Source organism: Halomonas sp. TH-94, assembly GCF_057473365.1.
This window is the reverse complement of the sequence record NZ_JBYCKL010000001.1, coordinates 1-22,601: the sequence shown is the minus strand read 5'-3', so window position 1 is coordinate 22,601 and position 22,601 is coordinate 1. Positions and strand designations below refer to the sequence as shown.

Here is a 22,601-nt window from a genome sequence, read left to right as displayed (position 1 = left end):
GAGATTTTCATGGCCCATGTTCACGCCAACGCCCGTTTCGTGCCGCTCGGCATCGCCATCCTGACAGTCTCCGATACTCGCGGCTTCGACCAGGACGGCAGCGGAGACCTGCTCAGCGAGCGTCTGTCCGAGGCCGGCCATGCGCTGGTGGAGCGTCGCATCGTGCCCGACGACATCTACCGTATCCGCGCGGTGGTTTCCAAGTGGGTGGTGCGCGATGACGTGCAGGTCGTCCTGGTCAATGGCGGCACCGGCTTCACCGTGCGCGATACCACGCCCGAAGCGCTCACGCCGTTGTTCGACCGCTCGGTGGATGGCTACGGCGAGCTGTTCCGCCAGCTCTCCTTCGAAAGTATCGGCACCTCTACCATTCAGTCGCGGGCCGTGGGCGGGGTCGCCAATCGCACTCTCATCTTTGCCATGCCCGGCTCGCCCAAGGCCTGTGCCACGGCCTGGGACGGCATCCTCGAAAACCAGCTCGATGCACGGACCCGGCCCTGCAACTTCGTCGCCATGGTCATGCCCGAGCAGCAGGCGTGCGGCACTCGGGAGTTACCGAAAGTGCCTGACCATGGTCAAGGAGCACGCGCATGAGCTGTGCCACCCTTGCCAAGGGACTGCTCGATCTGGACGTGGCAAGAGCACGCATGATCGCCGCGGCCGAACCGGTACAGGGGGAGGAACTCGTGGCGCTGGAACTGGCTGCCGGACGCGTGTTGGCTCGCGATCTGAGCGCGCGGCTCGACATGCCCGGCGTCGACAACAGCGCTATGGACGGCTATGCCCTGCGCCTGGCGGAACTCTCCGAAGCCGGCCTGCCGGTGGTCATGCGGATACCGGCGGGGGCCGGCACGGCGGCTCTTCCCGAGGGTGGCTGTGCACGTATCTTCACCGGCGCACCGGTTCCGCAAGGGGCCGATTGCGTGGTGCCCCAGGAGCGGGTGCGTCTCGACGAGGCGGGGCGAATGCACGTCGTCGGCGAAGCGAAGTTCGGCGCCAACATTCGCCGTCGTGGTGAGGAGTATCGCGAGGGCGCGCCGCTGCTGTCGGCGGGATGGACGCTGAATGCCGCGGCGCTGGCGCTGCTGGCGAGCCAGGGCATCGCCGAAGTGCCGGTATTGCCGCGCCTCAAGGTAGCGCTGATCTCCACCGGCGACGAGCTGATCGAGCCGGGCGAGCCGTTCGCTGGCGGGCTGGTGTACAACAGCAACCGGGTGATGCTGAAGACGCTGCTGGAGCAGGACGACTGCGACGTGCTCGATCTCGGCATCATCGCCGACGATCCCGCCGCCCTGCGGCAGGCCTTCATCGCCGCCCGGGACGGTGCCGACCTGGTGGTGTGCACCGGCGGGGTATCGGTGGGCGAGGAGGATCACGTGCGGCCCGTGCTGGATGAGCTGGGCGGTCTTCTGTTTCATGGCGTGGCGATGAAGCCGGGCAAGCCGTTCGCCTTTGGCTACCTGGATGACGGCTCCCCGGAAGGCGTGCCGCTGCTGGGGCTACCGGGAAATCCGGTGGCCTCGCTGGTGGGTTGGCACCTGTTGGCCAGACCCTTCGTGCAGGGCTGCCAGGGGCGCACCGTCGGGCCACTACAACAATATCGCGTCCACGCCGGCTTCTCGCGGCGGGGAAGCCCGGGGCGGCGCGAGCTGTTACGCGTCGTTATCGACTGGCAAGGCGGCCATCCGGTAGCCTTGCTGGCCGGCGGGCAGGGCTCCCATATGCTGCATGCAGCCAGCCAGGCGCAGGGCTATCTGATGATGGCCGCCGATACCGACGTGGAGGAAGGTCATGAATACCCCTATCTACCCGCCGGACAGTTCGTCGACTGACTTACTGTTCAAGCCCAAGCAGCTGCGCGAACTGGTCAACGGCGTGCCGTGGCTGAGCGAGCTGGATGAGGAAGAGGTCACGGCGCTGCTGCAGGATTCCGAGCTGCAGTCGCTGAAGACCCGCGAATGGCTGTTCCGTCAGGACGCCCCGGCCCACTGGCTCTACATCGTCATCAACGGTGCGGTACGCCTGGCGCGCAGCGCCGGTGACGGTCGCCTGGCCACCATACGCTGCGTCGAGCGCGGCGGCACCCTGGGCGAGCTGAGCATGGTCTCCAGCGCCGGTGTCTATCTCTATTCCGCCGAGGCGCTGCGGCGTACCCACGTGCTGGCGATTCCCGCCCAGCGCTGTCGCGAGATCATGGACCGCCAGCCGAGCTGCCGTGCCGAGTTCATGAGTCGACTGGCGCTGGAGCTCACCGAGCGGCTCGAGGACCTGGCCCTGCTGACCCAGGCCGACGCCATGTCGCGGCTGGTCAGCTATATCCTGCGCCAACTGCCTTCCGGGCGCAGCCGTACTCCACGCGTCGTGCGCCTGTCTATCCCCAAGCGCTGGCTCGCCGCCCAGCTCGCCATGACGCCGGAAACGCTGTCACGGCTGCTGGCCAAGCTGCGCGACGGCGGTGTGATCGGCATCGACCGCCAGCGGCTGACGGTGCTCGACGAGCAGAAGCTGCGCGACGCCATGCTGGCAGACGACTGATCCTCACCACCGTTTCGTGGTGAGCGTTAGCGCTGATGGAAGTTGGGAGACGCTATGCCCCGAACCGCCAACAAGCCTCGTACCCTGGTCTACTCCTGTTCCGGCTGCTCCGACGTGGCGCAACTGGCCAACGATGTAGCGGTGAGGCTCGATCACACCGGTATTGCCGAGATGTCCTGCATCTCAGGCGTAGGTGGCGGTGTGCCCGGGCTGGTACGCATCGCACGCTCCGGCCGTCCCATCGTCGCCATCGACGGCTGTCAGATGCACTGTGTGACCCACTGCCTGGCCACGGCCGGGGTGAAGGCCACCGCACACGTCAAGCTCTACGAACAAGGTTTTCGCAAGCGTCGCGGCCAGAGTTACGACGACGAGACCGTCAACGAGGTGGCCGAACAGGTCGGCGAGCTGATAGCCCGACTGCCGATGGGCGCCGCGGCCCATGTCGAAGCAAGAACCGAGGAGAACGCATGAGTCTGATCGATGGCTTCGGCCGCAGCGTGCGCTACGTCCGCTTGTCGGTCACCGACCGCTGCGACTTCCGCTGCGTCTACTGCATGGCCGAGGAGATGACCTTCCTGCCTCGGGCCAGGCTGTTGACCCTGGAGGAGATCGCCACGCTGTCGCGGGCCTTCGTCGAGCTCGGCGTGGAGAAGATCCGTCTGACCGGCGGCGAGCCGCTGGTGCGTCGCGGCATCGAGGAATTGGTCGGCAAGCTAGGCGCGCTGCCGGGCCTGCGCGACTTCGGCATGACCACCAACGGCGCCGGGCTGGTCAAGCACGCCCGTGCCCTGCGTGAGGGCGGGCTCCAGCGGCTCAACGTCAGCCTCGACTCGCTCGACCCCGAGCGCTTCCGGGCCCTGACCCGTACCGGCGACCTGGCCAGGGTGATCGACGGCATTCGCGCCGCTCGTGACGCCGGCTTTACGCGCATCAAGCTCAACGCGGTGATCCTCAAGGGGCGCAACGACGACGAGGTGCTCGACCTGGTGGAGTTCGCCCGCGCCGAAGGCGTCGACATCAGCTTCATCGAGGAGATGCCGCTGGGCCAGAACATGAGCCACGACCGCGCGGAGACCTTCTGTTCCAGCGACGACGTGCGCGCCGCCATCGAAGCGCGCCACACGCTGCTGCCCACCACCGAGAATACCCTGGGGCCCTCGCGTTACTACCGCATGAGCGACAGCGACTCGCGCATCGGCTTCATCTCGCCCCACAGCCACAACTTCTGCGCCGCCTGCAACCGCGTACGGGTCACCGCCGAGGGCCGCCTGCTGCTGTGCCTGGGCAACGAGCACTCCGTCGACCTGCGTGCGGTGATGCGCCGCCACCCCGGCGACCTCGAACGGCTCAAGGCCGCCATCGTCGCCGCCATGCAGAAAAAACCCGAGCGCCACCACTTCACCACCGACGGCGATGTACAGGTGGTGCGCTTCATGAACATGACCGGGGGCTGACCCTAACCCCTGACTATCCCTTCGTTCGCCTATGACCCGGCAGCCGCCAGGCTGCCGCTGTGGTCTGCTTGCCTTCCCCCGCCCTGTTTTCACTCGCCCCGCGCTGCGGCATGCCGCGGCCTCGCTGTCGGCATTGCTGTCGTCAATGGCCCTATTTGCACTAGTCATTGGTGTTGCTGAGCCGTGCTGGCCATAGTCATTTCAGACGGCTGGAGAACGCGAAAATGAAACATTGGCGACTGGTACTGAGAGTGGCTTCCGACTCGATGGTGTTACAGGACGCCGGTGAATTGAGGCGCAATGCCAGCGCGTTTCTACGCGTGAATAAAACCTACGAAGTGGCCTGCCTCGGCATCAACATGTTCGGCATCGACTTCCTGGCCGAAGACGACGAGTTCAATCACATCATGTGTCTAGTGAAGATTCTGGAAACCAGATACCGCCTTTCGATTATGCAGTTCAGTGAACTTGGTGATACCGATGAGCCTGGCGTGACAGTAAAGGTCGGTTCCCAATCTGCGACATGTGTCGCGTGAAAAGACGAAGGAGACAACAAGATGCAACTTCCATCGCTGATCGAGATCCCCAATGGCGACAAGGTTATGCCGACATTTTCCGATGCCGAAATGCAGAGGCGTCTGAGGCGACTTCGGGACTACATGGCGGCCAATGGCGTCGACGCCGTTGTGCTGACCTCGTACCACAATATCAATTATTTCAGTGATTTTGTTTACTGCAAGTTCGGGCGCGATTATGGCTTGGTCGTCACCCAGGATCGCTTTACCACCGTCACCGCCAACATCGACGGGGGCCAGCCCTATCGGCGCAATCGCCTGGGCGACAACGTCGTCTACACCGACTGGCAGAAGGACAACTTCTTCAAGGCGGTAAAGCAGCTCTGTGAAGGGAAGCGGCGCGTCGGCGTCGAGTTTGACCACCTCACGCTGCAGAACCAGCAGAAACTGCTCTCCGCACTCGGCGAGGTGGAACTCACCGATATCGGCGTGCCGACCATGCAGATGCGCATGATCAAGTCGTCCGAAGAGATTGCCCTGATCCGCCAGGGCGCGCGCATCGCCGACGTGGGCGGCGTGGCCGTGCGCGATGCCATCAAGGCAGGTGTGCCGGAATACGAAGTGGCGCTGGCCGGCCAAGCCGCCATGGTGCGTGAAATCGCCAAGACTTACCCCAACAGTGAGCTGATGGACACCTGGGTCTGGTTCCAGTCGGGGATCAACACCGACGGTGCCCACAACCCGGTGACCAGCCGCCGCGTGCAGCCTGGGGACATCCTTAGCCTAAACACCTTTCCGATGATCTCAGGCTACTACACGGCGCTGGAGCGCACCCTGTTCTGCGAGCACGCCTCTGACGAGCACCTGCGCTTGTGGGAGGCCAACTGCGAGGTCCACCGTCGCGGCCAGGAGCTGATCAAGCCTGGTGTGCGCTGCTGCGACATAGCCCACGAGCTCAACGAGATCTTTGCCAAGCACGATCTGCTGCAGTATCGCACTTTCGGCTACGGCCACTCCTTCGGCACCCTGAGCCACTACTACGGCCGTGAGACAGGCCTCGAGCTGCGTGAGGACATCGAGACCGTGCTCGAGCCCAACATGGTGGTCTCCATGGAACCGATGATCATGGTGCCGGAAGGTCGTCCGGGCGCCGGTGGCTATCGCGAGCACGATATTCTCGTCGTCAACGAGCACGGGGCCGAGAACATCACCGGCTTCCCGTATGGGCCGGAGCACAACATCGTCAGGTGACTGTATACGAGGTTAGCGACCATCTAGCATGAGGTGCGGCGTCAGATTGGCCAGCCCGGCACGCAGGAAATCGAGAACGTGCCGGGTTGCCACGCTAAGATCCCGCTCGCGGTAATAAAGGCCAATGCTGACAGATCCGAGTCTTGGCAGGTGCTCTGTTTCGATCGCCTTCGAGAGATGAGGGGGCGCCACCGATGAAGCCATTGCCGTCAGCCCAAGCCCTTCCTCAACCGCCGACATGATTCCCAGCAGACTGGGACTGGTATAGGCGATACGGTAGGGCTTTCCCGCCTGCGCCAAGGAGCGTTCAAGCATCGCCCGGTAAATGCAGCCTTGAGGGTAGGTAACCAAAGGAAGGATTTCCGTCTCGGTGAGGTTGCCATGACTCATTACCCAGGTTAACTGATCGTTCCTATAGTCTCGAATATCTCGATCTTCTCCTTGTTTCTCAGGTTCCATGACCAGGCATACGTCGTAAAGGTGCTTCTGAAAGCGTTGGGTAATCACCTTGCTGATGTCACAGTCTACTTCGACCGTGATATTGGGGTATGTTCTCGCCAGGTTGCGCAATGCTTTTGGCAGAAAGGCGAGCTCGAAATCATTTGGAATCCCAAGCCTGACACGTCCAGAGACATTTTCTCCGCTGATCCGAGCTACGACTCTGTCATTGATTTCCAGGATCTGTTTGGCGGCCTGATAGAGATGCTCCCCATCTTCAGTGAGATCCAGACTTGTTCCTCGCAGGAAAATCTTGGTATCCAGCAAGGCCTCCAGCTTCTTTATCTGCAAGCTTATGGCAGGCTGTGAGCGGCCAAGCAATTCGCCGGCACTGGTGAATCCGCCGAGGTCTCTTATGGTGACGAAGGTGCGTAGAAGATCTGTTGGTATGTTCTTCATGCAGCAAGCCATTGTTGTGGTTTATGGAGGTATTTGAGTTACAAATTGGCAGCTTTATAGAGCCTAAAATATCTTGAGTTAATCAAGGATGCTAGCTCGTAGGCAGGGATGCATTTCTGCCAAACCAAGAACAAAGAGGTGTGCAAATGAATTCCTGGGTACTGAGCACCTTTCTGGTGCTGACCTGCTATATGATTATACATTCAGGTGCGGTCTATCTCCGAAGAGAACTCAAGCGAAATTCAAGCAATAGCTCATTGAGGAGATAGCCGTGGACGCTTACAAGTTGTTCAACTGGGGCCTGCTTTTTCTAACCTTCGGCCTGCTGATCTATCTGGGCTACCTCTCATCGCGCTACATGAACAAGAGCGATGAGGGTGGCTTCTTGGTAGCGGGCCGCTCGCTGGGTGCCTTCGTGGCGGCAGGGACCATCGTCGCAACCGGCTTCAGCGGCTGGGGTTTCATGGGTTCACCCGGTGTAACCTATCAGTTTGGTGCCATCGAGGTGCTTGGCAATTTTTTCTTCGCTCCTGCAATGATGATAGCCGTGCTTTACTTCGCACGCTTCCTGCAGCGCCGTGCCCTTGAAATGGGCAGCAATACCATCCCTGAGTATATCGCCCAGCGCCACGGTGGCGGTTCGATGGGGCGGGTGCTGCAGGGCGTGGCCGCGTTCATCACAATCCTGCTGTTGCTAGTGTTCTTGATCAGCCAAATCAAGGCGGTAGGGCTGCTGGGGGCCAGCTGGCTGGGGATTGAGCTCAACCAGAGCGCTTTCTTGATGGTGTCGGTGATCATCGTCTACACCATGCTTGGCGGCTTGGCAGCCGTCGCCTGGACCGATACCGTCATGGTCTGTGGCATGGCGCTGGCCGCCGTCATCATCCTCGTACAGATTCTGACCTCTGTGGATCTTGGCACTTGGGAAGCTTCGCTGAACGCTATCGACCCCGAGTTGCTCAATCCTACGACGGGTGCGCACTATGGCGACTCCATCGCAACCGTTTTCCTGGTGTTGCCTTACGCTTTCCTGTTTGCCGCCGTCCTGCCCTATATGGCGATCCGCTTCATGGCCATGAGACCTGACGTCAAGCTACACAAGGTGGGAGTCTACGTCGCCATTCTCGGAGCGTTGCTAAGCCTGATCCCCATCGTCGGGCTCTACGTTCGCATGCACGTACCGGATTTGGCTGACCCTGACATGGCCATGCCGGTCTATCTCGAGCAGTTTATGCATCCGGCCATTCAGGGCATCATCACGCTCTTCATCATCTTTGCCATGAAATCCACGGCCAACTCGTTGCTCCACACGGTAGCCTCGGCGACCTCGCATGACCTGCGTCTCTCGCTGTTTGGGCCGGTCTCCAGCGAACGCCTGGCCTTGGCGATCAACCGGGCCGCAGTGGTGGCTCTCGGGCTGCTAGCCCTGTTGATGATGCTCTACGCCCCGCCATTTATGCTCTCCTGGCTGGGTATTCTGGGCTCCGGCACCCTCTTAGCTAGTATGATCGGGCCGGTATTCATCTCCACTTTCTGGCAAGGCAGTGCCTGGGGCGCTCTCATCGCCATGCTGGTGGGGTTCTTTACCAGCGGCTACATGATGCTGTTCGCCGATGTAGGTTGGCTGATCGGGCCGCTGACAGGATGCGTGGCCTCGTCGGTTTGTTATGTCGGCGTCTCTCTCATGGCGCGGCAGTTTTCCTTAAGCCAGGGACTCTCCTGAGACTGCCAACGTCTCCGGCTCATTGTCGGAGACGTTGGTCCGGGTTCACGGCGCTGCCCCTTGCCTGCCACGTGAAATCCGATAGAGTCGAGGCGACGGGCTTGGTTCGTCCCCCGGTGCCCTTCGCGATGCAGGAGTTGTCATGAATCTTCCTCTCAGGGGCGAGCCCCTCTCGGTCGGCTTCGTCCTGCTGCACCGCTTCACGCTGCTGCCGTTTGCGGCCTTCGTCGACTGCCTGCGTCTGGCGGCCGACGAGGGTGACCGCAGCCGCCAGCTGCGCTGCCACTGGACCTTCATGACCAGCACGGGGGAGCAGGCCACTTCCAGCTGCGGGGCGGCGATCTCGCCCTGCGAGACCTTCCGCGATCCGGTGAGCTTCGATTACATCGTGGTGATCGGCGGGGTGCAGGACGAGCGCGACCGCGTGGACTCCACGGCGCTGGCCTATCTGCGTCGCTCGGCGGATGCCGGGGTGCCGCTGGTAGGGCTGTGCACCGGGGTCTTTGCGCTGATTCAGGCGGGGCTGATGAAGGGACGCCGTTGCTGCGTGAGCTGGTATCACCACCGCGACATGATCCATCGCTTTCCTGCCATCGAGCCCGTTGCCGATCGTTTGTTCATCGACGACGGCGACCGTCTCACCTGTGCCGGCGGTGCGGCGGGAGCGGACCTGGCCGCCTATCTGATCGAGCGTCACTTGGGCAAGGCCTGGGCGATGAAGAGCCTGCACATCATGCTGCTCGACGAGGCGCGAACGGGGATTCACCCCCAGCCTCAGCCGGTGGTGTTCGGCAAGATCGAGGATCGCGTGGTGCGCAAGGCCATTGCACTGCTCGAGCAGCACCTGGGGGAGATGATCTCCATGGAGGTGCTCGCCGAGCGGGTCGGTACCTCACGGCGTAATCTGGAGCGCCGCTTCAAGGAGACGCTCGGCGTCAGCCCGCAGAAGTTCTCCCGCGACCTGCGCCTGCGCTACGGCGTGTGGCTGCTGCACTATACCGGCAAAAGCATCACAGAAATCGGCGAGCGCTGCGGCTTCGCCGATACCGCCCACTTCTCGCGTCACTTTCGCAGCGCCTTCGACATGACGCCGTCGGAAATGCGCAAGAGCGTCAGCGAGCCGGGAGGCGCCCGGGTCGATCCCTTCTTTCTGCACGTCGAGGGCCGTCCGGCGCTCTGAGCCGGCCTGCTCCACCCATCCGCCTCATGCGGCTTTGAGCGCATCTCCTCGCGCGTGCTTCACCAGCCCGAGCCAATATGCCTGGGCGGCCGTCCCGACTCGGGCATTCAGCAAGCCTGTCGCATTTGTTCAATCTTTCCTGCTCCCGGTTGCCTTTAATCCAAGCATAAGGATTTCAAATTTTTCACCTGGGCAGGTAGCCGATAGATTCGAGGCAACCCCTGCCATATCCGACAACAATAGGAGTCAGTCATGAACCAGGTCGGTCTCGCCGCATTCGATTCTCAGGTTGCCGCCGCCATCGCCGACGAAGTCGCTCGCCAGGAGGCGCATGTCGAACTGATCGCCTCGGAAAACTACGCCAGCCGTGCGGTGATGGAGGCCCAGGGCACCCAACTGACCAACAAGTATGCCGAGGGCTATCCGGGCAAGCGTTACTACGGCGGCTGTGAGCACGTCGATGTGGTCGAGCAGTTGGCCATCGACCGTGCCTGCGATCTGTTCGGCGCCGACTACGCCAACGTTCAGCCCCACTCCGGTGCCCAGGCCAATGCCGCCGCCTTCATGGCGCTGGTCAAGCCGGGCGATACCGTGCTCGGCATGAGCCTGGCTCACGGCGGCCACCTGACCCACGGTGCGGCGCCCAACTTTTCCGGCAAGCACTACCACGCCGTGCAGTACGGCCTGAACCCCGAGACCGGCGAGATCGACTACGAAGAGGTCGAGCGCCTGGCCCGCGAGCACCAGCCGAAGCTGATCATCGCCGGTTTCTCCGCCTACTCCCGCGTGGTGGACTGGCGGCGCTTCCGCGACATCGCCGACGAGGTCGGTGCCTGGTTCATGGTCGACATGGCGCACGTGGCGGGGCTTATCGCTGCCGGGCTCTACCCGAGCCCGATTCCTCATGCTCACGTGGTCACCACCACCACCCACAAGACCCTGCGCGGCCCGCGTGGCGGCCTGATCCTCTCGGCCCACGGCGATGCGGATCTCTACAAGAAACTCAATGGCGCCGTATTCCCCGGCCAGCAGGGCGGCCCGCTGATGCACGTCATCGCCGCCAAGGCGGTGGCTTTCAAGGAGGCGATGAGCCAGGAGTTCGTCAAGTACCAGCAGCGGGTCATCGACAACGCCCGCGGCATGGCCGGGGTGTTCGTCGCGCGCGGCTACGACGTGGTGTCCGGCGGCACCGACGACCATCTCTTCCTGGTTTCGCTGATCCGCCAGGGCGTGACCGGCAAGGATGCCGATGCCGCCTTGGGCCGGGCGCACATCACCGTCAACAAGAACGCCGTGCCCAACGATCCGCAAAGCCCCTTCGTCACCTCCGGCCTGCGTATCGGCACCCCCGCGGTGACCTCGCGTGGCTTCGGTGTGGACGACTGCGAAGCGCTGGCCGGCTGGATCTGCGACATCCTCGACGTGCTGGCCGAGCAAGGCAACAGCGATGCCGTGGAGACCGAGGTGCGTGCGAAGGTCGCCGAGCTTTGCGAGCGGCATCCCGTGTATGGCGACGCTTCGGCAAAGGCAGACGCACCCGCCATCGCCTGAACCCATTGTCCGGCCCTGTTCGGCGGGGCCGGTCGAGGAGAGAGAACATGCAACGCTATTCAGGTTTCGGGCTGGCCAAGCACGCCCTCAGCCACCACGAGAATTGGGAGCGCCAGTGGCGCAACCCCACGCCGAAGAAGCAGTACGACGTGATCATCGTCGGCGGCGGCGGCCACGGCCTGGCTACGGCTTATTACCTGGCCAAGGAGCACGGCATCACCAACGTGGCGGTGGTCGAGAAGGGCTGGCTGGGCGGCGGCAACACCGCACGCAACACTACCATCGTGCGTTCCAACTACCTGTGGGACGAGGCGGCGGCGCTCTACGAGCACTCGATGAAGCTGTGGGAAGGGCTCTCCCAGGACCTCAACTACAACGTCATGTTCTCCCAGCGAGGGGTGATGAACCTCGGTCACACCCTGCAGGACATGCGCGACATCCAGCGTCGGGTCAACGCCAATCGGCTCAATGGTATTGACGGCGAGGTGCTCACCCCCGCGCAGATCCAGGAAATCGTGCCGATCATGGACTGCTCGAAAAATGCGCGCTATCCGATTCTTGGGGCGTCCTGGCAGCCGCGAGCGGGGGTGGCACGCCACGATGCCGTGGCCTGGGGCTTCGCCCGTGCCGCCGATGCGCTGGGCGTGGACCTGCTGCAAAACACCGAGGTGACCGGCTTCAAGATTCGCGACGGCCGCGTCTACGGGGTGCACACCAACCGCGGCGACATCGAGGCCAAGACCGTCGGCTGCGTGGCGGCGGGCAACTCCGGCGTGCTGGCGAAGATGGCCGGCTTTCGCCTGCCGCTGGAATCCCATCCGCTGCAGGCGCTGGTCTCCGAGCCGCTCAAGCCGATTCTCGACACCGTGGTGATGTCCAACCATGTGCACGGCTATATCAGCCAGACCGACAAGGGCGACCTGGTCATCGGCGCCGGTATCGACGGCTACAACGGCTACGGCCAGCGCGGCAGCTACCCTACCGTGGAGCACACCCTGCAGGCCATCGTCGAGATGTTCCCGATCTTCTCGCGGGTACGCATGAACCGGCAGTGGGGAGGCATCGTCGATACCTGTCCGGACGCCTGCCCGATTCTCTCGGCCACACCGGTGAAGGGTCTGTTCTTCAACTGCGGCTGGGGGACCGGCGGCTTCAAGGCTACCCCGGGTTCGGGCAACGTGTTCGCCTGGACCCTGGCCAAGGGTCAGGCCCATCCCATTGCGGCGCCCTTTTCCATCGACCGTTTCCATAGCGGAGCGCTGGTCGATGAGCACGGCGCCGCCGGCGTGGCGCACTAAGGAGGCAATACCATGTTTCATATCTACTGCCCCTACTGCGAGGAGCTCCGCGAGGAAGAGGAGTTTCACCCCAAGGGCCAAGCGCACATCATCCGACCGGCGGACCCCGAGGCCTGCAGCGACGAGGAGTGGGGCGATTACCTGTTCTTCCGCGACAACCCGCGCGGCATCCACCATGAGCTGTGGGTACACGCCGTGGGCTGCCGCAAGTTCTTCAATGCCACGCGCAACACCGTGACCTACGAGATCCTCGAAACCTACAAGATGGGTGAGCAGCCCCGTATCACTGCCGAGAGCCTGGCGAATCAGGAAAAGCAGGGTGGCGTGCAGGTCGCCGATGGCGGCCAACAGACCGTGGGTGCCAGCAGAGCCGCTGAGGTAGCAGCCAAGGGAGAGCAAGCATGAGCAAGACCTTGAAACAGCCGAACCGCCTCAAGGCAGGGGGTCGCATCGACCGCTCGCGCGAGCTTGGCTTCACCTTCAACGGCAAGCGCTATCAGGGCCATGCCGGCGATACCCTGGCGTCGGCGCTGCTGGCCAATGGGGTGGATATCGTCAACCGCAGCTTCAAGTACTCGCGTCCGCGCGGCATCGTGGCCGCCGGCGCCGAGGAGCCCAATGCGCTGGTTCAGCTGGGCAGCACCGAGGCGGCCCAGGTGCCCAACGTACGCGCCACTCAGCAGGCACTGTTCGACGGCCTGGTGGCACGCAGCACCAACGGCTGGCCCAACGTGCAGCGCGATGTGATGGGCATGATCGGCAAGCTGGGCGGCAACCTGATGCCGCCGGGGTTCTACTACAAGACGTTCATGGCTCCGGCCTCCATGTGGATGACCTACGAAAAGTACATCCGCAAGGGCGCAGGGCTCGGTCGCAGCCCCATGGAAGCTGATCCGGATACCTACGACCACCTTCATCAGCATTGTGAGGTACTGGTCATCGGTGCCGGGCCGGCCGGTCTGGCGGCAGCGCTTACGGCGGCACGCAGCGGCGCCCGGGTCATACTTTGCGACGAGCAGGAGGAGATGGGCGGCTCGCTGCTGGACGGTCGCGATCTGCTGAATGGTCAGCCTGCCAGCCAATGGGCCGAGCAGGTGCTGGCGGAACTCGCCGGGCTCGACAACGTCACCTTGCTGCCACGTACCACCGCCAATGGCTATCACGACCACAACTTCGTGACGCTGCACGAGCGGCGCACCGAACATCTCGGCGAGACGGCGCCGTCGGTCGGCGGCCATCGTCCGGCTCGTTCGCGAATGCATCGGGTGCGTGCCGGCCAGGTCATTCTGGCCACTGGTGCCCACGAGCGGCCGCTGGTTTATGCGGGCAACGACATTCCGGGCAATCTGCTGGCCGGTGCAGTTTCCACCTATATCCGCCGCTACGGCGTGGTGCCCGGGAATAAGCTGGTTCTTTCCACCAGCAACGACTATGCCTACCGCGCCGCCCTGGACTGGCACGAGGCCGGCCGTGAGGTGGTGGCCATCGTCGATGCCCGCCAAGCCCCCGACGGCGAATGGGTCGAGCAGGCCCGCGCCCGTGGAATTCGCATCATCACCGGCAGTGCCGTGCTCGAGGCCAAGGGCAGCAACCGTGTCAGCGGGGCCCGTGTCGCGACCATCGATGCTGCGGCATTCAAGGTTACCGGTCAGGCCGAGACCCTGGCCTGCGACACCGTCGCCAGCTCAGGTGGTTATAGCCCGGTCATCCACCTGGCCTCCCACACCGGTGCGCGGCCGACCTGGAGCGACACGATCCTCGGTTTCGTGCCGAGCCTGGTGAAGGGCGTGCACGCCGCCGGTAGCGCCCGCGGCATTCATGCGCTGGCCGAAGGGCTGGCCGATGGTGTGGCCATGGCGGCACGAGCCCTCGAGGCTATCGGCATGAGCGCCGGTGAGATAAAGCTGCCGCAGGTCGACGCCCGCCGCGAAGGTGCCGCCTGCGCGCTCTATCAGGTGCCTCACGAGAAGCGGACCCTGCGCGCGCCCAAGCAGTTCGTCGATCTGCAGAACGACGTCACCGCGGCGGCCATCGAAATCGCCACCCGTGAAGGCTTCGAGTCCATCGAGCACGTCAAGCGCTACACCGCCATGGGCTTCGGCACCGACCAGGGCAAGCTCGGCAACATCAACGGGATGGCCATCGCCGCGCGCTGCCTGGGCAAGACGATTCCCGAGGTGGGAACCACCGTGTTCCGCCCCAACTACACGCCGGTCACCTTCGGTGCCATCGTCGGTCGTCACTGCCGTGAGCTGTTCGACCCCGAACGCTATACCGCGCTGCACCAGTGGCACATGGAGAACGGCGCCGAGTTCGAGGACGTCGGACAGTGGAAGCGTCCCTGGTACTTTCCGCGGAGCGTGAACGGCAAGCGGGAAACCATGCACGAGGCGGTGGCCCGCGAGTGCCTGGCGGTGCGCGAGAAGGTTGGCATCCTCGACGCCTCGACCCTCGGCAAGATCGACATCCAGGGCCCCGACGCCCGTGAGTTCCTGGGTCGTGTCTACACCAACAAGTGGGAGAAGCTGGCCGTCGGCAAGTGCCGCTACGGGCTGATGTGCAAGGACGACGGCATGGTCACCGACGACGGTGTGACCAGCTGTCTGGCCGAGAATCACTTTCTGATGACCACCACCACCGGTGGCGCCGCCGCGGTACTGGAGTGGCTGGAGCTGTGGCATCAGACCGAATGGCCCGAACTGAACGTGACCTTCACCTCGGTGACCGACCACTGGGCGACCATGACGATTACCGGGCCCGAGGCGCGCAATCTGCTGGCCGAGATAACCGATATCGACCTCGATCGCGACACGTTCAAGTTCATGGACTGGCGCGAAGGTCAGGTAGCCGGCGTGCCGGCGCGGGTGTTCCGCATCTCCTTCACCGGCGAGCTGACCTACGAGATCAACGTCCAGGCCAACTACGCCATGCACGTCTGGAAAACCCTGTTCAAGCATGGCGACAAGTACGGCCTGACGCCCTACGGCACCGAGACCATGCACGTGCTGCGGGCGGAGAAGGGCTTCATCATCGTCGGCCAGGACACCGATGGATCGGTCACCCCGGAAGACCTGGGCATGCAGTGGGCGGTCGGCTACGACAAGCCCTACTCGTGGATCGGCAAGCGTGCGCTGTCGCGCACCGACACCCAGCGCACTGACCGCAAGCAGTTGGTAGGCCTCAAGCCCAAGGATCCGAAAGTGGTGCTGGAAGAGGGCGCCCAGATCGTCTTCGATCCGAAGCACGCCATTCCCATGCCCATGGTGGGCCACGTGACCTCTAGCTACTACAGCCCGGTTCTGGACAGTGGCTTCGCCCTGGCCGTGGTCAAGGGCGGTCATCAGAAGATGGGCGAGACCGTCTATCTGCCCATGGCCGACGGCCAGATTCATGAGGCCGAAATCGTTAGTCCGATCTTCGTCGACCCCAAGGGAGAGCGCCAGCATGTCTGATCACACTGCGACCTGGGCCAACGTCTACGACGTGCGCCCCGAAACCGAGGTGGCGGCGGAGTCTTCGCTGGCCTGGTCATACCACCACAGCGGTCGCCCGAGCGTCGGCACCGCCAGCCGCGTCGTGCTGCGGGAGCGGGCCATGCTCGGCCACCTGATCCTGCGCGGCGGTGCCATCGTTCTCGATGAGGCGGTGCGCCAGGTGCTCGGCTTCGGCCTGCCGGCACGACCCAATACGTTGAGTCGGGACGAGAGCGGCGAGCGCTCGATCCAGTGGCTGTCGCCGGACGAGTGGTTGATGATCGTGCCCGGCGGTGAGGAGTTCGCTCTCGAACAACGCCTGCGTGGGGCGCTGGGCGATGCTCACTTCGCCATCGTCAATGTCAGCGGCGGTCAGACGCTGCTCGAGCTATCGGGGGAAAAGGCTCGCGAGTTGCTGATGAAATCGACGATCTACGACGTGCACCCCGATGCCTTCCCGGTGGGCAAGGGTGTCACCACGGTATTCGCCAAGAGCAGTCTGATACTGCGGCGGCCCGACGAAACGCGCTGGGAGCTGGTGATACGCCGTAGCTTCGCCGATTATCTCTATCGCTGGCTGCTGGACGCCGGTGAAGAGTACGCCATCGGTGTCGAGGCCTGACAGCATGGGGCCGGCGTCAGCCGGCCCCATCCGGGAGAGAGCAGACATGCAAGACAAGAACAACCGTTGGATCATGACCGCCCAGTGCCCGAGCCGGCTCGGCACCGTCGAGGTGGTAACCCGCTTTCTCAAGGAGCAGCGCTGCTACATCACCGAGCAGCACTCCTTCGATGACGAGCCGAGCGGGCGCTTCTTCATCCGTACCGAGTTCCGTCCCGAAGCGCATGACTTCGATGCCGAAGCCTTCCAGGCCGGCTTCGCCGAGCGCGCCGACGAGTTCGAGATGGCGTTCGAACTGACGCCGCCGGGGCGGCGCCTCCCGGTGGTGATCATGGTCTCCAAGGCCGACCACTGCCTCAACGACCTGCTTTACCGCTATCGCACCGGCCAGCTTCCGATCGAGATTCGCGCCATCGTCTCCAATCACCCCGACCTGGCGTCGCTGGCGGAGTGGCACGGCATAACCTATCACCACTTCCCGATCACGGCCGACACCAAGCCCGAGCAGGAGGCTCAGGTGCGCCGGGTCATCGATGCGAGCGGGGCGGAGCTGGTGATTCTGGCCCGCTACATGCAGGTACTCTCGAGCGAGATGTGCGCCAGGCTGTCCGGCCGTGCAATCAACATTCACCACTCGCTGCTGCCAGGCTTCAAGGGCGCGCGCCCCTACCATCAGGCCTATGAGAAGGGCGTCAAACTGGTCGGTGCCACCGCGCACTACATCAACGACGATCTTGACGAGGGGCCGATCATCACCCAGGGCGTGGCCCCGGTTAGCCATACCGACTATCCGGAGGACCTGGTTGCCAAGGGCCGCGACATCGAGTGCCTCACCCTCGCGCGTGCGGTGGCGCTGCACGTGGAGCGGCGCGTCTTCCTGCACGCCAGTCGCACGGTGATCTTCGAACGCTGATTTACCCCCCGCGGCTCGATGTCATTGAGCCGGCGGCCGGGGCAGGCTAGCTTGGTGGGGCAAACCACGCCCACCGGGAGATTCGCATGGCTGCCCCACACGACGAGCACGACCCCCATCTCTGGCTGGAAGAGATCGAGGGCGAACGCGCCCTGGCCTGGGTGACGGAACGCAACGCCGAGAGTCAGGCGCGGCTGGCCGACTCGCCCGGCTTCGCTGAACTGCGCGACGATCTTCAGGCGATCCTCGAGGCCGACGACCGCATACCCTTCGTGGTCAAGCGCGGCGAGCACTTCTACAACTTCTGGCAGGACCGCGACCACCCCCGCGGGCTGTGGCGGCGCACTACGCTCGAGGAGTACCGCAAGGTGAGGCCCGAGTGGGAGGTGCTGATCGACCTCGATGCGCTCAACGCCGAGGAGGGCGAGAACTGGGTGTGGCACGGCGCCCACTGCCTGCGTCCTGAGTCGCCCGGCGAGCCCTGGCGCCACTGCCTGGTGTCGCTCTCCCGCGGCGGGGCGGACGCCGACGTCACCCGTGAGTTCGATCTGGTGGAGAAGCGCTGGGTCGAAGAGGGCTTTCACCGCCCCGAGGCCAAGGGCAGCCTGGGCTGGATCGACCGCGATACGGTCTATGTCCAGACCGACTTCGGCGAGGGCTCGATGACGAGCTCCGGATACCCGCGCATCGTCAAACAGTGGCGACGCGGTACGCCCATGGCCGATGCCGAGACGATCTTCGAGGCCGAGCCCGACGATATGGCTGCGGGAGCCATGCACGACTCGACGCCGGGCTTCGAGCGCGATTTCGTCAGCCGCGCCCGGGCCTTCTACGACAACGAGCTCTACCTGCGCGAAGCCGACGGCAGCCTGGGCCGCATCGAGGTGCCCAACTCGGCGCAAAAGCACGTTCACCGCGAGTGGCTGATGATCGAGCTGCGCGAGCCGTGGGAGGTGGATGGCACTACGCATCCCGCCGGTGCCCTGTTGATCGCCAACTTCGAAGCCTTCATGGGCGGCGAGCGCGCTCTGCGCGTACTGTTCACCCCCACCGAACGCACCTCGCTCTCCGATGCCACCTGGACCCGCCGCCACCTGATTCTCAACGTGCTCGACGACGTCAAGCATCGGCTCTACGTGCTGACTCCCGAAGCGGGGCAGTGGCAGCCAGAGCCGCTTGCCGGCGTACCGACGCTGGGTAGCGTCAGCGTGAGCGCGGTGGACGACGAAGAGAGCGACGAGGTGTTCGTCATCGTCAGCGACTACCTGACGCCCACCACCCTGCTGCTCGGTCATATCGGCGGGGAAATGGAAGTTCTCAAGCAGGCTCCGGCGCTGTTCGACGCCGAAGGGCTGGAGGTTACCCAGCACTTCGCCACCAGCCAGGACGGCACGCCGATTCCCTACTTTCAGGTGGCACGGCGCGACCTGGAGCCGAACGGCGAGCATGCGACGCTGCTCTACGGTTACGGTGGCTTCGAAGTGCCGCTGCTGCCCGGCTACAGCCCAGGTGTGGGGCGCGCCTGGCTTGCTCAGGGCGGCGTCTACGTGGTGGCCAATATCCGCGGCGGCGGCGAATACGGCCCGCGCTGGCACCAGGCCGCGCTGCGCGAGAGGCGCCACAAGGCCTTCGAGGACTTCGCCGCGGTGGCCGAAGATCTGATCGCGCGTGGCGTCACCACACCGCAGCGGCTGGGCATCCAGGGTGGCTCCAATGGCGGCCTGCTGGTAGGCAACATGCTCACCCGCTATCCGCACCTGCTGGGCGCCGTGGTGTGCCAGGTGCCGCTGCTCGACATGCGCCGCTACCACCTGTTGCTGGCCGGCGCTTCCTGGATGGCCGAGTACGGCGACCCGGATAGCGACGACTGGCAGTTCCTGCGCGATTACTCGCCCTACCACAACCTCGACTCGGGCGCCGATTACCCGCCACTGCTGCTGATGACCAGCACCCGCGACGACCGCGTTCACCCGGGCCATGCACGCAAGATGATGGCACGCATGCATGAGCAGGGGCATGAGGTGCTCTACTACGAGAATATCGAGGGCGGCCACGGTGGGGCGGCCGACAACCGTCAGCGCGCCCATATGCAGGCCCTGGCGTTCAGCTTTCTTGGGCAGCAGTTGATGGGCGGGGGTGTAACTAGGAGATGGCTTCCCACACATAACCATGCCTAGCCTGGAAGCGCTGCAGCTCGCGGGTCTGCGGTGCCTGCCCGGTGAAGATCTCGACGTAGGCGGGGATGCGCTGCATGCGTACCTCGATCGCTTCCTGGGTTTTCATCGAGATATAGCCGATCTGGGTGAGGTAGATGGTGCGGCCGCGCACGTTGGCGGCCAGCGGCGCGTAGCCGAAGCGCTCGAACATGCGGGTTAGCGCCTCGATGCGCACCTCGTCGGCCTTGTCGATCTCCTTGGCCACCGCTTCCGACTGCAGTGCCCAGCTGCGCATGGAGAATTCCAGCGGGGAGTCGAAGAGTTCGGGCTTCAGCCAGCAGTCGAAGACGTTGAGGATCGCCTCGGTAATGCTCTCGGCGTAGGCTTCGGTCTGGCGCACCAGGCCCTGGGTGTTCTGCTCCCGCCAGCGCTCGACCAGGGCCTCCAGCAGCGCCTCGCGATCCTTGAAGAACCAGTAGAAGCTGGTTCGCGAGACGTCGAGCCGCTTGGCCAAGGGCAGGATGCGTACACTATCCACGCCGGAATCGAGCAGCAGTTCGAAGGCGGCGTCGAGCCAGGCATCGCGGGAGCCTTTCCATTTGGTGTCGTGTTCACTGCCACTCGGCATCAGCTGATGTCTCCGTTCACTAGGCCTTGTACGAAAAGTCGTCGAGCGCAGGCCAGACAAGGCAAAAATCGGCGAAAAGACGGAGTTTACGTGGTGTAAATGAGTACTTTAAGTCGATTTTTAACGCAGTATGGGCAAGCGCAGGCACTTTCGTAGAGGGCCTAGATATCCTTCACCAGCCGCAGGGCATCATAGATCGCCGCATGGGTATTGCGTGACTCGACGGCGTCGCCGATGCGAAACAGCTGGAAGCCGGCATTGGCGTTGCGGACAACCGCCTGGGGCCGGCCGGCGATCAGATCGTCGTAGTTCACTTCGCCGCCGTTGCTGGAATGTGGCTTCAGATCGAAGTAGACGTCGGCCATCGGCGTGATGCCGTAGTTGACCACTACCTGATCGATGCGCCGCTCCTGGTCCAGGTCCGACTGATCCTGAACGGCATAGTCGCTGGTTATCCTGGCGAGCATCTCGCTGCCGTCCCGCTCCACGGACTTCAGCCGGTAGGTGGGGGTGAAGGTGACGTTGGGGCGCTGCAGGGCGCGCATGTAGGGCACCAGGTTCATGGCCATGATTTCCGCCGAGAAGGTGCGATCCGGCGTCATGATCTCGAGCTGGGCCCCGGTGGCGGCGATGATCTCCGCCGCCTGCATGGCGGCATGATCGCCGGCATCGTCGAACAGCAATACCCGGCTTCCCGGCGCCACGTGGCCGGAGAGGATGTCCCAGGTGTTGACCACCAGGTCGCGGCCGACCTCAGGCTGGTCTTCCATGGGGTAGCCGCCGGTGGCCACGATCACCACGTCCGGCTTCTCGGCGAGCACGTCCCCGACCTCGGCCCAGACGTTGTAGCGGATCTCGACGCCGAGTGCCTCGCAGCGCGCCAGGCGCCAGTCGACGATGCCCATCATCTCGCGGCGGCGCTTGCTCTGCGCCGTGAGGCGCACCTGCCCGCCGGCGTCGCTGGCGGCTTCCAGCACCACGACGTCATGACCCCGCTCGCCGGCGACTCGAGCGGCCTCAAGCCCCGCGGGGCCGGCGCCGACGATTACCACCCGGCGCTTTTTCGCGGCCGTGGGGATGGTGTGGGGCATGCTGGTTTCGCGCCCGGTGGCGGCGTTGTGGATGCAGTAGGCGGCGCCGCCCTGGTAGATGCGGTCGAGGCAGTAATTGGCGCCGACGCAGGGGCGGATCTCTTCCTCGCGGCCTTCCATGATCTTGCGCACGATGTGCGGATCGGCCATATGGGCGCGGGTCATGCCGATCATGTCGACCTTGCCCGAGGCGATGGCATGGCGGGCGGTGGCGACGTCCTGGATCTTGGCGCCATGGAAGGTGGGGAAGTCCACCTGGCGTTTGATTTCCCCGGCGAAGTCGAGGTGTGGGGCGCTCGGCATGCCCTGGATGGGGATCACGTCGGTGAGCCCGGCGTCGGTGTCGATATGCCCGCGCACCACGTTGAGGAAGTCGACCAGGCCGCTCTCCTTCAGGCGCCGCGAGATCGCCATCCCGTCGCTTGCCGTGAGCCCACCCGGCAGCATCTCGTCGCCGGTATAGCGCACCCCGACGATGAACGCTTCGCCGACCCGCTGGCGAATGGCACGCAGCACGTCGAAGGTGAAGCGCAGCCGGTTGTCGAGATCGCCCCCGTAAGGCCCCTCGAGGGTATTGGTCAGCGGCGACCAGAACTGATCCATCAGGTGGCCGTAGGCCTGCAGCTCGATGCCGTCGAGGCCGGCGGCGTGCATGCGCTCGGCGGCATCGGCGTAGTCGCGGATCAGGCGCTCGATGTCCCACTCCTCGACCTGCTTGGGAAAGGCGCGGTGTGAAGCCTCGCGGCGATGAGAAGCCGAGACCGCCGGTAGCCAATCGCCCTTGTCCCAGCGGGTGCGCCGGCCCAGATGTGTCAGCTGGATCATCACTGCGGTGCCGTGCTCATGGCAGGCGTCGGTGAGCTCACGCATCCAGGGCACCACCTCGTCCTTGTAGGCGAGGATGTTGTTGAACACCGGGGGGCTGTCCTTGGCTACCGCTGCTGATCCTGCAGTCATGGTCAGGCCCAGGCCGGCCCGGGCTCGCTCGACGTGATACTCACGATAAAGCGCCTTGGGCATTCCGTCCTCGGGATAGGCCGGCTCGTGGGCAGTCATCATGAGCCGGTTTCTGAGGGTCAGGTGCTTGAGCTGAAAGGGTTGCAGCAGCGGGTCGTTGGCCATGCCCAGGCCTCCATCTGGTGTGACTTAGGCCACAGTAGATGGATATGTACACTTGTGTCAATTTGATGTTCAGTAGTGTTTGTATGGGCTGCTCGGGTGGAACGCGTCGGAACCTCCTCAGCGTCGCGGAATACCGATACGCCGACCCGCGGCCTCCGGCCAGGCGTCGGCTTCGGCCTGGGGCAGGGC

19 protein-coding genes are annotated in these 22,601 nt (G+C 64.0%); 16 read left to right on the top strand and 3 right to left on the bottom strand.

All coding sequences use genetic code 11. From position 1 onward, the window contains the following. Nucleotides 1–9: 9 nt before the first annotated feature. From moaB to AC2VNO_RS00065, 7 genes are all read left to right on the top strand, one after another. Complete coding sequence (moaB, locus tag AC2VNO_RS00095) at nucleotides 10–594, top strand: molybdenum cofactor biosynthesis protein B (protein ID WP_486932236.1); 585 nt, start codon at nucleotides 10–12, stop codon at nucleotides 592–594. Further along, nucleotides 591–1,832, top strand: coding sequence for a molybdopterin molybdotransferase MoeA (locus AC2VNO_RS00090; protein ID WP_486932235.1), 1,242 nt, complete (start codon nucleotides 591–593; stop codon nucleotides 1,830–1,832). The genes moaB and AC2VNO_RS00090 overlap by 4 nt, the downstream gene beginning before the upstream one ends. Further along, complete coding sequence (locus tag AC2VNO_RS00085; RefSeq protein WP_228576825.1) at nucleotides 1,792–2,535, top strand: Crp/Fnr family transcriptional regulator; 744 nt, start codon at nucleotides 1,792–1,794, stop codon at nucleotides 2,533–2,535. Before AC2VNO_RS00090 ends, AC2VNO_RS00085 begins: the two co-directional genes overlap by 41 nt. A 54-nt stretch (nucleotides 2,536–2,589) precedes the next feature. Next, nucleotides 2,590–3,009 (top strand): putative zinc-binding protein, encoded by a 420-nt coding sequence (locus AC2VNO_RS00080; protein WP_486932234.1) that lies wholly within the window; start codon nucleotides 2,590–2,592, stop codon nucleotides 3,007–3,009. After that, a complete protein-coding gene (gene moaA / locus AC2VNO_RS00075) occupies nucleotides 3,006–3,992 on the top strand; it encodes a GTP 3',8-cyclase MoaA (protein ID WP_486932233.1) in 987 nt (328 codons plus the stop codon). Before AC2VNO_RS00080 ends, moaA begins: the two co-directional genes overlap by 4 nt. A gap of 224 nt (nucleotides 3,993–4,216) precedes the next feature. Continuing rightward, a complete protein-coding gene (locus tag AC2VNO_RS00070; protein ID WP_486932232.1) occupies nucleotides 4,217–4,528 on the top strand; it encodes a hypothetical protein in 312 nt (103 codons plus the stop codon). Between the two features lie 21 nt (nucleotides 4,529–4,549). Next, a complete protein-coding gene (locus tag AC2VNO_RS00065) occupies nucleotides 4,550–5,758 on the top strand; it encodes a M24 family metallopeptidase (protein WP_486932231.1) in 1,209 nt (402 codons plus the stop codon). A 12-nt stretch (nucleotides 5,759–5,770) separates the two neighbouring features. On the opposite strand, the gene AC2VNO_RS00060 is transcribed toward AC2VNO_RS00065, so the two are convergent. Continuing rightward, a complete protein-coding gene (locus tag AC2VNO_RS00060; protein WP_486932230.1) occupies nucleotides 5,771–6,655 on the bottom strand; it encodes a LysR family transcriptional regulator in 885 nt (294 codons plus the stop codon). Between the two features lie 271 nt (nucleotides 6,656–6,926). Between AC2VNO_RS00060 and AC2VNO_RS00055 the strand changes: the two genes are divergently transcribed. The 9 genes from AC2VNO_RS00055 (at nucleotide 6,927) to AC2VNO_RS00015 (ending at nucleotide 19,592) form a co-directional block, all read left to right on the top strand. After that, the gene (locus AC2VNO_RS00055; protein WP_486932229.1) at nucleotides 6,927–8,378 is read left to right on the top strand and encodes a sodium:solute symporter family protein; all 1,452 of its coding nucleotides are present in this window, start codon (nucleotides 6,927–6,929) and stop codon (nucleotides 8,376–8,378) included. A gap of 142 nt (nucleotides 8,379–8,520) precedes the next feature. Then, on the top strand, nucleotides 8,521–9,558 hold the full coding sequence (locus AC2VNO_RS00050) for a GlxA family transcriptional regulator (protein WP_486932228.1): 1,038 nt from the start codon (nucleotides 8,521–8,523) through the stop codon (nucleotides 9,556–9,558). A 252-nt stretch (nucleotides 9,559–9,810) separates the two neighbouring features. Next, nucleotides 9,811–11,109 carry a serine hydroxymethyltransferase gene (glyA, locus tag AC2VNO_RS00045; protein ID WP_486932227.1) on the top strand — a complete coding sequence of 433 codons (1,299 nt, stop codon included), beginning with the start codon at nucleotides 9,811–9,813 and terminating at the stop codon, nucleotides 11,107–11,109. A gap of 47 nt (nucleotides 11,110–11,156) precedes the next feature. Next, the gene (locus tag AC2VNO_RS00040; protein WP_228580080.1) at nucleotides 11,157–12,407 is read left to right on the top strand and encodes a sarcosine oxidase subunit beta family protein; all 1,251 of its coding nucleotides are present in this window, start codon (nucleotides 11,157–11,159) and stop codon (nucleotides 12,405–12,407) included. Nucleotides 12,408–12,419: 12 nt separating this feature from the next. Next, nucleotides 12,420–12,812, top strand: a complete 393-nt coding sequence (locus AC2VNO_RS00035) for a sarcosine oxidase subunit delta (protein WP_486932226.1) — start codon at nucleotides 12,420–12,422, stop codon at nucleotides 12,810–12,812. Beyond that, entirely contained in the window at nucleotides 12,809–15,859 is a 3,051-nt protein-coding gene (locus AC2VNO_RS00030) for a sarcosine oxidase subunit alpha (protein ID WP_486932225.1), read from the top strand. The genes AC2VNO_RS00035 and AC2VNO_RS00030 overlap by 4 nt, the downstream gene beginning before the upstream one ends. Next, the gene (locus tag AC2VNO_RS00025) at nucleotides 15,852–16,502 is read left to right on the top strand and encodes a sarcosine oxidase subunit gamma (protein WP_486932224.1); all 651 of its coding nucleotides are present in this window, start codon (nucleotides 15,852–15,854) and stop codon (nucleotides 16,500–16,502) included. Before AC2VNO_RS00030 ends, AC2VNO_RS00025 begins: the two co-directional genes overlap by 8 nt. A gap of 46 nt (nucleotides 16,503–16,548) precedes the next feature. Further along, a complete protein-coding gene (gene purU / locus AC2VNO_RS00020) occupies nucleotides 16,549–17,415 on the top strand; it encodes a formyltetrahydrofolate deformylase (RefSeq protein WP_486932223.1) in 867 nt (288 codons plus the stop codon). A gap of 86 nt (nucleotides 17,416–17,501) precedes the next feature. Beyond that, on the top strand, nucleotides 17,502–19,592 hold the full coding sequence (locus tag AC2VNO_RS00015) for a prolyl oligopeptidase family serine peptidase (protein WP_486932222.1): 2,091 nt from the start codon (nucleotides 17,502–17,504) through the stop codon (nucleotides 19,590–19,592). On the opposite strand, the gene AC2VNO_RS00010 is transcribed toward AC2VNO_RS00015, so the two are convergent. Both AC2VNO_RS00010 and AC2VNO_RS00005 read right to left on the bottom strand, forming a co-directional pair. After that, the gene (locus AC2VNO_RS00010) at nucleotides 19,558–20,199 is read right to left on the bottom strand and encodes a TetR/AcrR family transcriptional regulator (RefSeq protein ID WP_486932221.1); all 642 of its coding nucleotides are present in this window, start codon (nucleotides 20,197–20,199) and stop codon (nucleotides 19,558–19,560) included. The genes AC2VNO_RS00015 and AC2VNO_RS00010 overlap by 35 nt on opposite strands. Nucleotides 20,200–20,360: 161 nt before the next feature. Continuing rightward, nucleotides 20,361–22,412, bottom strand: coding sequence for an oxidoreductase (locus tag AC2VNO_RS00005; protein ID WP_486932220.1), 2,052 nt, complete (start codon nucleotides 22,410–22,412; stop codon nucleotides 20,361–20,363). Between the last annotated feature and the right edge of the window lie 189 nt (nucleotides 22,413–22,601).